Consider the following 13,512-nt stretch of genomic DNA (forward strand, 5'->3'; position numbering starts at 1 on the left):
AAACATCATCAGAATGCATTTTCGGTTGAATACTTGATGTTTTCAGGCTGCCTTTTGTTACCCTACAAAAATAAAATATTGCCCGTAATCGTTGAGATACCACCATCTGGCTCCTTCTCCTTTTGGAGAGGGCTGGGGAGAGGGAAAAATCGTGGTACATTAACTGTTTTACCCTCTCCCAAAGGCATGGGTATCTACACATCTTTTTACAATAAAATTAAAAGGTTATTTGAAATATCAATTCAATAGCCCTTAATTTTAGTTTCAAAATCACGCGTAACACGGCGAGATTTTGTCAGCTTGTTTTGAAATTTTTGTTGAAAAACAATCAACATAATCTCAAAAAAGATGTGTAGATACCCATGCCCAAAGGAGAGGGAATAGATGGGTGGTCGGCAGAAATTTGTAGGGTAATGAAAGGCTGCCTGAAAAATTGTCGCCCCGAAATGTAGGGTGCGCTGTGCGCACCAAATGTCTGAATAATTTAAGTATTGTGGTTGATTTGGTGCGCACGGTGCACCCTACATTATTGCCCACAAAATATCACGCGCCACCCACCCAAAGCGTGGGTATGGCGGCGCAACGCCATGCTCCCGAAAAGGAACAAATCCATGAAAATCATTGAACATTTTAAACGCCAATTCGCCCTGAAAAAATTGCGCGACCCTAACTACCGCTTTTTGTTTGACGACAATATCCCAGATGAATACGTCAGTTTTGATTGCGAAACCACCAGCTTGGACGTGAAAGAAGCGGAAATCATCTCCATCGGCGCAGTGAAAATTTGTGGCAATAAAATTGTTACCAGTGAATCGTTTTACGTTTTGGTGAAACCCGAAGGCATGATGGAAGCGCGGAACGTTACCATTCACGGTTTGCGCCCCAAAGATTTGCGTAACGGCTTACCGATTGAAGAAGCCTTGAAGCAATTTTTGGCATTTGTGGGCGGTCGTCCTGTGGTGGGCTTTTTTCTGGAATACGATGTGGCGATGGTCAATAAATTCTTGAAACCAATGATAGGCGTGGGCATGCCCAATCGGCAAATTGAAGTGTCGGCGCTGTATTATCAGCAGGAAATGCGCCAGAAATATTACGATATGGTGGTGGATTTGCGTATGGCGAGCATGATTAAAAAATTGAATATTCCTGATTTACCACGCCATGACGCGCTTAATGATTCCATCAATGTGGCGATGATGTATTTGGCTTTGCAGGCGCGAGAATAGTTTTTCAGGCTGCCTTTCAGTACACGACAATTTTTACAAACACCCAAAATGTAGGGTGTGTACCACGCACCAAATCATTCAAGTAATTGAAATTTCGGTGCGTAATACGCACCCTACATGTAGTTATCGTGTACTGAAAGGCAGCCTGAAAATAAAAAACACGTTTATCTATCATAAAGATAAACGTGTTTTTCCATTTAAATCCAATTGTTAAAAACGATGGCGTAAACCCACACCAAATGCAACAGTGCGAACTTTTTCATCACCTTTACCTATATTAATGTAACCCATTTGTGTGTAGGCATCGGTACGTTTGGAAAATGTGTATTGTGCGCCCACTACGCCTTGCCAGTACTTGCCATTGTTACCAACTTTTTGGATTTCGCTTGTGCCAGCCGTGTGGTTGGTGCGTAAGGCTTTGATGTCAAAGCCATGCGCCGCCGTTGCGCGTAAACGCAGATTAGGCGCAACTTTGAATGCTGCCATCGCCAACACTTCTTGTGAGCGCGTGATGGCACGGGTTTGTACGCCACTCGCTGGTGTGGCTGCATTGGCGGCGACATAAGTGTCAAAAATATTCGCGTCAAATGCGCTCGGTGCGTCCACATTTTTGGCGAATTGATACGCCAAACCTGCGGTGAAGTGGTCTTTTTCCACACCAAATTGTGCAATTGCTTGGAATGCGTCATCTTTCAAAGGGTTGTAGCCGCCATTTTTGGTGTGTGCGCCCACCAAATTGGTGAAAAAGCCATTTTTGTGTTTGTAATCCAAACCTACGCCATACAAACCTTTGTCTATCTTACGCGAATTTACCCACACATTTTCATCATTGTTTGGCGCATTATTGCTTGGTGAAACATAGGCTTGCATCATCAAGCCGCCCATTCGTGGCGTGTAATAACGCATAGCCGTGCGGCGGCGTTTCACATCATTGCCCGAACTGTTGCGTGTCCAATAGCCCGCGCCTAAAGCATCGCTAATATATTGATATGGGTCAAGATAGCCGTCTGACCACTCATTAATTGGTGTATTCACATAACCAAAATGCACACGCCCAAAGTCGCCTTCCAAGCCAATATACGAATCACGATTAGCAAAACCCGAACCATCGCCATTTAAATTAATGCGTTGTTCAATTTGCCAAACCGCATTCAGGCTGCCTGAAAGTTTTTCTTTGCCTTTAAAGCCCAAACGAGAGCCTGGGGCAACCACGCGTGTGCGCGTACCATTGTATAATTTGGTATTGCCCACTTTTTTGCTTTCCACTTCCATGCCACCACGCATTTGCCCATACAGAATCACATCTGCTTGAGCCAAGCTAGCGAGAGGTATCATAGAAATGGTTATCATCAATTGTTTTAATTTCATGATTATGTTTCCCTTGTAAATGTACACTTTTTGATAATAACAAATAATTTATCATATTTTAACTAAAATGAGACAAATTTTACAAATTACCACCCATGAAAAATAACGAATAACCTGTATTTGTAAGGTTTATATATTGATTTTATTAAAAATTTTTTCGAATATAAGGCGATTTTTTAAGCCAATATCGGGACGATTGGCTTAAAAAGCCAACGCAGTAGGCGCATGAAGTGGCGATAAAAGCAAGCTATATAAGATTATGAACACAGATTCTAAATATATCTGAAATCAAGTAAAAATTTCCCTTGCGCCATCTTGCTGATTCGCCGTATAATCAACCAGTTTTCCTTTTGGGAAACTTTTTTATTTTGACGCAACACATATTTCGCGTTAAGGGTGTTTTCAGGCAGCCTGAAAAGGTATTTTGAAAATTCTGGCAGAAATATGTATGCTTTTTAACCCTTATATTTTTTAGGAAATTCAATGTCTTCTCAAGTTACTATGCGCCAAATGATTGAAGCTGGCGTACATTTCGGTCACCAAACTCGTTACTGGAACCCAAAAATGGCACAATACATTTTTGGTGCCCGCAACAAAATCCACATCATCAACTTGGAAAAAACCTTGCCTTTGTTTAACGAAGCGCAAGAAGTGGTGCGCCGTTTGGTTGCCAACAAAGGCACGATTTTGTTTGTTGGTACAAAACGCCAAGCGCGTGAAATCATCAAAGAAGAAGCACAACGCGCAGGTATGCCTTACGTTGACCATCGCTGGTTGGGCGGCATGCTGACCAACTACAAAACCGTCAAACAATCCATCAAACGCTTGGAAGAAAAAGCCGCTTTGTTGGCAAACGCCGAATCAAGCGGTTACAACAAAAAAGAATTGTTGGACATGACCCGCGAAGTGGAAAAATTGGAACGCTCTTTGGGCGGCATCAAAGACATGAAAGGTTTGCCTGACGCGATTTTCGTGATTGACACAGGCTACCAACACGGTACTTTGGTGGAAGCCGAAAAATTGGGCATTCCCGTGATTGCCGTTGTGGACACCAACAACAGCCCTGACGGTGTGAAACACGTTATCCCTGGTAACGATGACTCTGCCAAAGCCATTCGTTTGTACTGCCGTGGCATCGCTGATGCTGTGTTGGAAGGCAAAAACCAAGCGGTTGCGGAAACCGTAGCGGCTGCACAACAAGCTGCTGAATAAGACTTTTGTCTTTTCAGGCTGCCTGAAAACGGTTTCAGGCAGCCTGTTTTGAATTTCATTTGAATTGATATTTTTGGAGAACAATATGGCAGAAATTACTGCAAAAATGGTTGCCGATTTGCGCGCCGCAACTGGCTTGGGCATGATGGAATGCAAAAAAGCATTGGTAGAAGCCGAAGGCAATTTTGAAAAAGCCGAAGAAATCTTGCGCATTAAATCTGGCGCAAAAGCAGGTAAATTGGCAGGTCGCACGGCTGCCGAAGGCGTGTTGGCTTACGCGATTGAAGGCAAAGTGGGCGCATTGGTTGAAGTAAACTGCGAAACCGACTTTGTGGCAAAAGACGCTGGTTTTGTTGAATTTGCCAATTTTGTTGCCAAAACTGCGGTGGCGAAAAAACCCGCTACCGTTGAAGAATTGGCGGCTTTGGTGGAAGACGAGCGCAAAGCCGTGATTGCCAAATTGGGCGAAAACATGTCTGTACGCCGTTTCCAAGTAATTGAAACTTCTGGCGAATTGGTGGCTTACATTCACGGTGCTTTGGCAACCGAAGGCGTGTTGGTGGAATACACAGGCAGCGAAGACGTGGCGCGTAAAATCGGCATGCACATCGTTGCAGCGAAACCACAATGCGTACGCGAAGACCAAGTTGATGCGGAAACCGTTGAAAAAGAACGCCACATCTACACCCAACAAGCGATTGAATCTGGCAAACCTGCTGAAATCGCTGCGAAAATGGTTGAAGGTCGCATCAAAAAATTCTTGGCAGAAGTGTCTTTGAACGGTCAAGCATTTGTGATGAACCCAGACCAAACCGTTGCCCAATACGCCAAAGAAAATGGCACAGAAATCTTGTCATTCGCACGCTACAAAGTGGGCGATGGCATTGAAAAAGCGGTTGTGGACTACGCGGCAGAAGTGGCTGCGGCTGCAAAAGTTTAATCTTTTGATTCAGCAATAAAATTTAAAGCTGCCTGAAAAGTTTTTTGGCTTTTCAGGCAGCTTTTCTTCTATTTTCATTTTGATAGTTGCTTTTTATCCACCATCTTTTTCTTATATTCGGGATGAGATGCTTTAAGGCTACAATGAAAACATAGGCACATGGCATTTTCACGAGTTCGTTCAAGCTGATTGTTAATTCTCCGCAATGTTGCTTTTACCAATCGGATTCTTTTTTTACAAAAAGCACAAGAACATTCTTGTTTTGCCCATACACTTTGTTTCATACTACGATATTGTTCAATACTATCATATATTTCCCGATATACCAAAAGCAATTCATCTTTAATTGTTTGAGAAACATTTAAAGAATTTATTGTATTGACTGTGGGAATTTCTGCATCTTTTTTTAAATTGCAGTCCATATGTACTGCAAATAGATTAGCGGCACTCTCCACTTGCAATTCAACCTCTGGTTTCTGAATCCATTTATATATTGCGCGAGGTATAAAATGTTCCACAGACCATTTTTCATGACTTAAAATGGGTTGATTACATAAAATACAAATACCATTACTGTTTTGATATGCTTTTTGTCTGCGTTCTAAAACATTCACAATTCACTCCCACATTCCTAGAAATAACGGTATCAATTTCAAATGTTTGTTGTTTTTAGGCAGCCTGAAATGCCACTTCCCCATTTCAGGCTGCCTGAAATTAAAAACCTTCCATCAACATGGTATCAATGGAATCACACAGCGCGTGAATTAAGAGAATATGCACTTCTTGAATACGCGCTGTGCGATGGTACGGCACATTCAGCAGCACATCGCCATCGCGCAACATCGCCGCAATTTTGCCGCCATCGCGCCCTGTAAACGCCACCACGCGCATATCGCGCTCATGAGCCGCCTTAATCGCTTCCATCACATTGCCCGAATTGCCCGATGTGGAAATGCCAATCAGCACATCGCCCGCACGACCCAGCGCACGCACTTGTTTGCTGAAAATATGCTCAAAACCGTAATCGTTGCCAATGGCGGTCAGCGCGGAGGTGTCGGTGGTCAGCGCAATCGCCGCCAATTCCATGCGTTCTTGTTCAAAACGCCCCGTCATTTCGGCGGCAAAATGCTGTGCGTCTGCGGCGGAACCGCCGTTGCCGCATATTAAAATTTTGCCATCGTTTGCCAAAGCATTAAACAGCATTAATGCGGCTTCGGCGGTGGCTTCGGTCAGCACTTCTTGCGCTAACTGTTTGACTTTTATGCTTTCTTCAAAATGCGCCGCAACGCGTTCATGTAAAATCATCATTGAGTTATCCTGTGAGGTTGGTAATCCATTGGGGGCTTGCTGTGCCTTGTAGCAAAACCGCGTCTAGGCGGCAAGCGGTATTTAGTTGATTGATTTGTAAATAATATTCTGCGCTACGTTGGAGTTTGGCTAATTTATTTGGGGTAATGCTGTATGCTGCGCCGCCAAATGCTTGGGTTTTGCGAAATTTCACTTCAACAAACAAGAGTTTATCGCCTAAACGCATGATTAAATCAATTTCGCCGTATGGACAATGCCAATTTCGTTCCACCAATTCGCAACCTTGTTCCAGCAAAAAGGCAAGGGCACGGTCTTCGGCGGCTTGTCCTGTGGGGTGGTTTAGTTTCATATTAATTATTTGATTAAATTAAAATTTTTCAGGCTGCCTGAATTTTCCGCGCGGCTTGTTCGGCGGCGGTCAGGGCGATTTTATCGCGCACATACAATAATTCGGCGTGTGCCGCGTCTGTTTGTGGATAACGTCCTGTTTGCGCCAAAGCCAGATAATCGGCGGCGGTTGGCATATTCAGGCTGCCTGAAAACGGCATTTCCAAGGCAAAGGCATTGCCCACGCCACGCATATTTTCGGCGGACACGTTTTCAGGCAGCCTGATGTCGGCGGCTTTGCCCACCGCGTAATCGCTTAAACGAATGTGGTTTTTCGTGTCAAACCATGCGTAAAACACTTCGCCCATACGCGCGTCTGTAGCGGCTAAAACGCATTCACAATCAGGGATTTGATATGCCACCGCGTCCAAACACGGTACGCCAATCAAGGGCGTGTCAAACGGTGCCGCCAAACCCTGCGCCACGCCGATTCCAATTCGCAAACCTGTGAATGCGCCCGCCCCTTGCGCGTACACAATCGCCCCCAAATCCGCCGCCGTGCAATGGGCTTGTGAGAATAGGGCATTGATTTGTGGCAAGATTTCGGCGGACTGTTTATTGCCCACTTCGGCGTGAAATTCGGTTTTCAGGCTGCCTGAAATCAGGGCAAGGGATAAATAGCTGGTGCTGGTGTCTATGGCGAGTAGGGGTTTCATGGTTTGGGAAAATAAAAAAATGGGCGAAATTATAACACGTTACACGATAAAAATTGTTCAGGCAGCCTGAATATTCGTAAGATACATTTTTAATCCCATTCGCTGCGAATTTGGCGTTCATATTCCAAGCCGTCAATGCCGCAACCTTGTAACAAACCTGCGGCAGCCATTAAGGAATCTTCGCTGGGGCAGTTGAGATTGCCAATTAATTTGCCATGATTCACAAATTGAACCAATTCGCCTTTTTGAACCGACAAAATTTGCTCTTGAATGGCAGGCGGCAATGCACTAATTTCAATTAACATTTTGATTTTTCATATAAAAATAAAACATAAAATGGGATTATCTGTTTTGATGAAATGACTGTCAAGCGATGAAAAAATGTTTCAGGCAGCCTGAAAAATCGTTTTACCCCTACCATTTATGGCGCAAATTCCAAATCAATTTTTGCCATTGTTGGCGCAATTTTCGTTCCCAATCAAAGCGTTTTGTCAAACGATTGATGCCGTCCAAAATCAAAGGAATGCTCATAAACAGAAAAAACGGCAACCACACCAATTCGCCCCAAAACAGCCATTCTGCCATGCTGCCATAACGGTTGTTGGCGCGATTTCTCATGGTGCCAGCAGGCGAAATCATGCCCAGCCGCGTGGATTCGCCCACCAATTTGGGGCTGGTTTGTAACACTTGGGCTGTCCATTTGTTCCAACCCGATTGTTCGGGCAATTTGCAGGCTGCCTGTACGGGTTTGAGTGGTCGGAAAACCCAATTATTCCAACTGGTTACATCATCTTGCATAAAATCGCAACTTTTGCCATTTACAGAAATTCTCATCAACACGGGTTCGCCAATCACGCCTTTTCCCACATCGCCGAGCAAATTCAGGCGCAAATCGCCATTGCTGGCGCGGCGGTAGCCCATTTCAAATTGGGTGGATTGGGTGGCAACAGGTCGCCACACTTCCCATTTTACTTGTGCGCCGTCTTGTAATTTAAGCGGCAATTCGGGGGCGTGAATGGCAACGTCCAGAAACGTGAGTGAGCTGGTCGTGATGAGTGCTAATGTGAGCCATATTCCCCAAATTAATTTTAATTGATTGATTTTTTTAAATTTATTTTTTAATTCTTGAATATTCATATTCAGGCAGCCTGAAAAATTAAAACAAATCGCCAATCACCAAAATCGGCAACATAATCATACCGCTAACCGTGTCCACCGCCAATGCAAGTGGCGTGAGCAAAATATGGCTGGCGAGTTTGCTTTTGTCTATATTGGTTTGATTTTGTTTCAAAGTTAATTCTATGGGGATACTGTCGTGGAAACGGTAATCTTCGGAAAATTGTTGTGGTTTGGTATAAACTGTGCCTTCGGTGGCATAGCATAGTCGGTAATGCTGTGGATTGGCTTGCGGCTGGAAGCGTAATTTTTGTAAGGTTTGGTGTTCATCTAGATTTTGCGCGTGGTAATCTAGGCAAAAATCGCTGTGAAAATGGCTGCCATCGGTAATGCTGACGGGGAGCGCGGCGAGTGTTTTGCCTGTGTAGGGGGCGGTGATTTGGTAGCGTTGCGGCAAACGGGCGGCAAGTGGTGCGAGCAATTCGGTGGATATATCTGATTGAATCGCATACCAATATTTGCCACCCATCATCATCAGGCTGCCTGAAAGCGGTTCGCCATTGTGTGGCACATAGGCAAAGGCGTGGATTTGGTCGTGGTCGGTGGTTTGCACAACGGTGCGGGTGTTGATGGCGCGGTCGGCATCGTAAATGCCGCCGTTCCACACCACTGAAGTGCAAGCCGTTTGACCGAATAATATGAGCGTTAAGAATATCTTTTTCAACATAAATTTAATTTTCAGGCTGCCTGAATGTTTTGAATATTTTGCGATACAGCCATTTGCCGAATTTCCAAATGAATGTGGTAATAAAAATTGCCCAAATATACGCCATCACACGCATCATCATGCCGCCATATTCCCAATTGATTGGCGTGATTTTGCCCTGATTATCTATTTGATAACGGTAAATAGCTGGGTCGCCCATACTATCTCTCCATGTTTCCAGTTCCCAAATTTGATTGGGTAATAAGCGCAAGTGCATGGAACCAAAATGCGGAAAATCATAATCCAAAGGCTGTGTACAAACGGTTTGTGTGGTTTTGATTTTTTTAATGGTCAGCAAATTCGGCGTATTATTTTCCATGACACAAACATTGAAATAATCACTAGGCGGTCGTGGCTTCGTTTTCATTTGCCAAACAAAAAGTTGTGAAATCAAAATATATAAGCCAATGACAGACAATATTTTTTTCACAGTATTCATGTGATTTGTCCTTAATTTAATTTTCAGGCAGCCTGAAATTTATTGTTCATCGTCATCATCAAATTCCTTGCCCACTGTTTGGCTGTGTTTGGCGTGAATTTGCGCTTTGAGTAAAGCCAAATCGCTGGGATTTTGCTCATCGGGCAAAATGCGGATTTCGCGTTGTGGAAAGGGAAAGTCTATGCCTTCTTCATTAAAACGCTGCCAAATTGCCAATAAAATCGCCGAATTTAAACCTGCAAAACCATTTTCAGGGTCTTTTACCCAGAATCCTACGCGTAAATCAATGCCGTTTTCGCCAAAATTGGTTAAAAAGGCTTTGGGTTCTTTTTCTACGCGTTCTTGTGCGGCGGCAGCTTCCTGCAAAATGCGTAGGGCTTTGGTTAAATCGGTGTGGTACGCCACTTGCACGTCCAAACTTTGGTACAGCGATTTGCCTGTGTAGGATTCGTTAATCACGGTGCTGGTTACAAAAGTTTCGTTGGGAATCAAGGCTTCTGGTCCGCTCGCGCTGCGTAATACGACAAAACGCGCATTGATGGCGGTTACATAACCCGTGAAACCGTTTACCGTCAAACGGTCGTTTGGGCGGATAGAACGGTCTGCCAAAATAATAAAGCCCGACACATAATTACTGGCAATTTTCTGCAAACCAAAACCCAAACCTACACCCAACGCGCCACCAAATACCGACAATACCGTCAAATCTATCCCCACCAAAGGCAGGGCAATCAACACCGACAAAATCAGTAAGGCAGCCTGAATGATTTTGGACAACACAATCCGTAAATTAATGTCCAAACTATCGGTTTGCATTAACTGCTTGCCCAGCCAACGCCCCAGCGACATCATCGCCGCCAACATCAAACCCACCCACAACAGCCCAGTCAGCAAAGTCCAAACATTTAAGGTGCTTTTGCCAACCGCAAACTGAATACCGCGCAACATACCAATCAACAAATCATCAATGCCCGACACCCAAAACAAAAAATACACCCACAATAAAGTTGCCAAAAACGATTCACGCTTATGGTTCAACCACTTTTCAGGCAGCAGAAAATGCAAACCACCTAAAATCAAACGAATCGCCAACATCCAGTTTGCCGCAAACACCATCAGCCGCAACCACAAAGAATCTACCCCCACCGTTGCCCACCAGCCCAATAAACCAACCGTCCCAAATACGGTCAATAATAATGGCAACATGACCCGCAACAATAATGGTTTTAGCCAAACCGATTGAATTTTCGGCAACTGTTTGCGCGTGATGAAATGCGCCGCCAGCCACGCCAACATTGCCAATGCCAGCACCAAAGCCAGTTCCGCCCAACCTATCATTTGCGTGAAACTGCGCCCCAAAAGCGTGGCGGTAAATTCATCGCGGGCAAATAAATAAGCCAATGTTTCGCTTAATTTTTCACTAAGGGATTGTTCTGTTGTCATTTTTTATTGTCCTTTGGGTTGGGGGAATGGGGGTTCAGGCTGCCTAAAAATCATTTTTCGCGCCCAAAAATAAAACATCACAAATGGCAATGTTATCAAGAAAATACCGCTAAAAAAATTGCGCCAAAACTGATGGAATTGTTCTGTGTAAAATTCAATGGCTTGCTCATGGCTTAATAATTCTTTTTCATTGATTTGAATGGAGAAAATTCTATTTCGGTATTCATCATCTGGTAAATAAGTGAAGTGTGCTTTTTGCCCAATATAATCAAAAATATCCTGACAAGTCCATTTATCTATCAACCATTCATCTTTTCTACCATAAAAACAAGATAATTTAACTTTATCAATGATTAAATAATTAGCTTCACATGGGGTTTTTTTGCCGCAATGGTATCGTTCATAAATCAGATTTTTGGGAACAATGCCTGTAACAGCAAGGGTTTGTTTTGCTGTGGTATGGTGCCATTTTGCCCATTCACTTTCTTTGATAAACAAGGGTATAGAGACAAAAACCAATGCCAGCAAAATCATTTTAATAATGTGCGCAATATAGCCGCCAAAAGTTAAGGTGAGTAAAACAATCAAAATGGATAAGGTAAACCATAAAATAGACACATTATATAAATAATACAATAAATCTATATAGGGAATGCAGGCAATGGCGAGAAAAACATTGGCATAAAATGAAAGGGGAAAAGCATAATTATTTGGTGCTTTACCAGTCAAAACATAGACACTCCCAATACCAAAGTATGCAGCAGGCAGCCATAAAATATAGAGAATATATAATTCTGTGTAATAAATATACGCCAACATCAGCAATAAGAAAAAATAAACCAATTTAATCAGTAAATTATCTGTTTGTTTATTGCTTAACATGGGGTATCCTTTGTCATAAAGTCGTAGGGTGCGCCGTGCGCACCATTTTTTCACACAAAATTCAATTTGGTGGCAATTTGGTGCGTAATACGCACCCTACATTTTGGGTGTTTGTAAAAATTGTCGTGTACTGAAAGGCTGCCTGAAAAATTCATTTGCGTTTTGCTTTGGGCGATGTTTTCTTTTTGCTGGGTGTGGCTTGAATGTCCGCCACTTTGATTTCAAAAATCAACATGGAATTGGGTTTAATGTATGCACCCACTGAGCTCTCGCCAAACGCCAAATTGGCGGGGATAAACAAGGTGTATTCACCCCCTTTTTGCATGAGTTGCAAACCTTCAACCCAGCCTGCAATCATGCTTTCTGGGGTCAATTCATGGGTAAAGGGCTGCTCATTTACTTGCGCAAATACTGTGCCGTTCCACAATTTACCTGTGTAAAACACGCTCACGGTATCGCCCAATTTCACGCGCGCACCTGAACCTGCCTTGTCCACGCGATATTGCAAACCCGAGGCTGTGGTGTGAATGTCTGCCTGCGTTTTGTTTTGCGCCAAAAATTGCTCGCCTTTGGTCAGGTTTTCTTGAGCGATATGATGGTGGTATGTGTCAAGTTTTCTCTCTATTTCCAAAAGTAATTGACGATGCTGTTTTTTGTTGACTCTAGCTGCTTTATTATCCAGTGCATCTTGCAACCCTTGCCATATTTCTTGTTTATCCCATTGCATAATGGCTTGCATTGGTAGCTTATTTACCATATTTGCCGCTTCATAACCCATTAAATAGCTCAAATCTTTTTGCTGCTGTTCCGATAATTTCACATCATCATCGGCAAACGCCAAACCGCTTGCCGCCGCCAAAATCATCGCCAAAAATGTTTTTTTCATCTGAAAATACCTTTCAGGCTGCCTGAAACGCTGTTCAGCAAAGCCAAAATCAAAAATCACAAACGCACTTCAATCCCAGCCGCTTGCATGGCTAATTTGGCTTCGCGTATGGACACTTCGCCAAAATGAAAAATACTCGCCGCCAACACCGCGTCCGCTTTGCCTTGCAACACGCCTTCCACCAAATGCTGCACATTGCCCACGCCGCCCGAAGCGATGACGGGAATGTCCACCGCTTCCGAAATGGCGCGAGTAAGCGGCAAATTGAAACCGATTTTCGTACCGTCTCTGTCCATTGATGTTAAAAGGATTTCGCCTGCGCCACGCGCTTGCATTTCACGCGCCCATTCTACCGCGTCCAAGCCTGTGTCTTTTCTGCCGCCGTGCGTGAACACGTCCCAGCGCGAATTTTCAGCATTGACCGCTTTCGCGTCTATCGCCACCACAATCGCTTGCGAACCGAAAAACGCGCTTGCCTCGCTGACCAAATCGGGATTGGTAACGGCGGCGGTGTTAATGCTGACTTTATCCGCGCCCGCATTGAGCAAACGGCGAATGTCCGCCACACTTCGCACGCCACCGCCCACCGTAAGCGGAATAAACACTTGGCTTGCCACGTCTTCAATCACATGCAAAATGGTGTCGCGGTTGTCGCTGCTGGCGGTGATGTCCAAAAATGTGATTTCGTCTGCGCCTTCATCGTTGTAGCGTTTGGCGACATCTACGGGGTTGCCCGCGTCTCGTAAACCCAAAAAATTCACGCCTTTGACCACGCGACCTTTTTCTACGTCTAAACAGGGGATAATGCGTTTGGCTAACATAATGTGTTCCTTTTTGACAAAAATAATTCAGGCTGCCTGAAAATTAGGAATTGTCCCATTTT

18 protein-coding genes are annotated in these 13,512 nt (G+C 44.0%); 5 read left to right on the forward strand and 13 right to left on the reverse strand.

What is annotated here, in order from left to right:
• From Q338_RS14980 to Q338_RS01325, 3 genes are all read left to right on the forward strand, one after another.
• The coding region (locus Q338_RS14980) for a hypothetical protein (protein ID WP_034291254.1) at window positions 1-249 on the forward strand (249 nt) is incomplete at its 5' end.
• Window positions 250-460: 211 nt separating this feature from the next.
• Window positions 461-625 (forward strand): hypothetical protein, encoded by a 165-nt coding sequence (locus Q338_RS14270; RefSeq protein ID WP_156961016.1) that lies wholly within the window; start codon window positions 461-463, stop codon window positions 623-625.
• Window positions 612-1,226 (forward strand): 3'-5' exonuclease, encoded by a 615-nt coding sequence (locus Q338_RS01325; protein ID WP_034291256.1) that lies wholly within the window; start codon window positions 612-614, stop codon window positions 1,224-1,226. Before Q338_RS14270 ends, Q338_RS01325 begins: the two co-directional genes overlap by 14 nt.
• Before the next feature lie 210 nt (window positions 1,227-1,436).
• Here Q338_RS01325 and Q338_RS01330 read toward each other — a convergent pair whose 3' ends face one another.
• Window positions 1,437-2,594 (reverse strand): porin, encoded by a 1,158-nt coding sequence (locus tag Q338_RS01330; protein WP_034291257.1) that lies wholly within the window; start codon window positions 2,592-2,594, stop codon window positions 1,437-1,439.
• Window positions 2,595-3,077: 483 nt separating this feature from the next.
• Here Q338_RS01330 and rpsB point away from each other — a divergent pair, with 483 nt between their 5' ends.
• A complete protein-coding gene (gene rpsB, locus Q338_RS01335) occupies window positions 3,078-3,806 on the forward strand; it encodes a 30S ribosomal protein S2 (protein ID WP_034291259.1) in 729 nt (242 codons plus the stop codon).
• Window positions 3,807-3,891: 85 nt separating this feature from the next.
• The gene (gene tsf, locus Q338_RS01340) at window positions 3,892-4,746 is read left to right on the forward strand and encodes a translation elongation factor Ts (RefSeq protein ID WP_034291261.1); all 855 of its coding nucleotides are present in this window, start codon (window positions 3,892-3,894) and stop codon (window positions 4,744-4,746) included.
• 74 nt (window positions 4,747-4,820) lie between these two features.
• Here the strand turns inward: tsf and Q338_RS01345 are convergent, their stop codons facing one another.
• The 12 genes from Q338_RS01345 to hisF form a co-directional block, all read right to left on the reverse strand.
• Window positions 4,821-5,360 carry a hypothetical protein gene (locus Q338_RS01345; protein WP_244773591.1) on the reverse strand — a complete coding sequence of 180 codons (540 nt, stop codon included), beginning with the start codon at window positions 5,358-5,360 and terminating at the stop codon, window positions 4,821-4,823.
• A 100-nt stretch (window positions 5,361-5,460) separates the two neighbouring features.
• Window positions 5,461-6,054 (reverse strand): phosphoheptose isomerase, encoded by a 594-nt coding sequence (locus tag Q338_RS01350; RefSeq protein ID WP_034291264.1) that lies wholly within the window; start codon window positions 6,052-6,054, stop codon window positions 5,461-5,463.
• Window positions 6,055-6,058: 4 nt separating this feature from the next.
• Window positions 6,059-6,403, reverse strand: a complete 345-nt coding sequence (locus Q338_RS01355; protein ID WP_034291266.1) for a YraN family protein — start codon at window positions 6,401-6,403, stop codon at window positions 6,059-6,061.
• Between the two features lie 28 nt (window positions 6,404-6,431).
• Window positions 6,432-7,097, reverse strand: a complete 666-nt coding sequence (gene tsaB / locus Q338_RS01360; protein ID WP_084693449.1) for a tRNA (adenosine(37)-N6)-threonylcarbamoyltransferase complex dimerization subunit type 1 TsaB — start codon at window positions 7,095-7,097, stop codon at window positions 6,432-6,434.
• 89 nt (window positions 7,098-7,186) lie between these two features.
• On the reverse strand, window positions 7,187-7,402 hold the full coding sequence (locus Q338_RS01365) for a hypothetical protein (protein ID WP_034291269.1): 216 nt from the start codon (window positions 7,400-7,402) through the stop codon (window positions 7,187-7,189).
• 109 nt (window positions 7,403-7,511) lie between these two features.
• Window positions 7,512-8,234 (reverse strand): hypothetical protein, encoded by a 723-nt coding sequence (locus Q338_RS01370; protein WP_034291270.1) that lies wholly within the window; start codon window positions 8,232-8,234, stop codon window positions 7,512-7,514.
• Between the two features lie 19 nt (window positions 8,235-8,253).
• Window positions 8,254-8,940, reverse strand: a complete 687-nt coding sequence (locus tag Q338_RS01375; RefSeq protein ID WP_051968395.1) for a hypothetical protein — start codon at window positions 8,938-8,940, stop codon at window positions 8,254-8,256.
• 4 nt (window positions 8,941-8,944) lie between these two features.
• A complete protein-coding gene (locus Q338_RS01380; RefSeq protein ID WP_034291272.1) occupies window positions 8,945-9,418 on the reverse strand; it encodes a hypothetical protein in 474 nt (157 codons plus the stop codon).
• 39 nt (window positions 9,419-9,457) lie between these two features.
• Window positions 9,458-10,861 carry a mechanosensitive ion channel family protein gene (locus Q338_RS01385; RefSeq protein ID WP_051968396.1) on the reverse strand — a complete coding sequence of 468 codons (1,404 nt, stop codon included), beginning with the start codon at window positions 10,859-10,861 and terminating at the stop codon, window positions 9,458-9,460.
• A 3-nt stretch (window positions 10,862-10,864) separates the two neighbouring features.
• On the reverse strand, window positions 10,865-11,797 hold the full coding sequence (locus Q338_RS01390; RefSeq protein ID WP_156961017.1) for a hypothetical protein: 933 nt from the start codon (window positions 11,795-11,797) through the stop codon (window positions 10,865-10,867).
• A 97-nt stretch (window positions 11,798-11,894) separates the two neighbouring features.
• Window positions 11,895-12,629, reverse strand: coding sequence for an FKBP-type peptidyl-prolyl cis-trans isomerase (locus Q338_RS01395; protein ID WP_034291278.1), 735 nt, complete (start codon window positions 12,627-12,629; stop codon window positions 11,895-11,897).
• A 56-nt stretch (window positions 12,630-12,685) separates the two neighbouring features.
• Window positions 12,686-13,450 carry an imidazole glycerol phosphate synthase subunit HisF gene (hisF, locus tag Q338_RS01400; RefSeq protein ID WP_211249418.1) on the reverse strand — a complete coding sequence of 255 codons (765 nt, stop codon included), beginning with the start codon at window positions 13,448-13,450 and terminating at the stop codon, window positions 12,686-12,688.
• Window positions 13,451-13,512: the final 62 nt, after the last annotated feature.

Origin of the sequence: Alysiella crassa DSM 2578, from assembly GCF_000745955.1 — a bacterium.
Lineage (GTDB): Bacteria > Pseudomonadota > Gammaproteobacteria > Burkholderiales > Neisseriaceae > Simonsiella > Simonsiella crassa.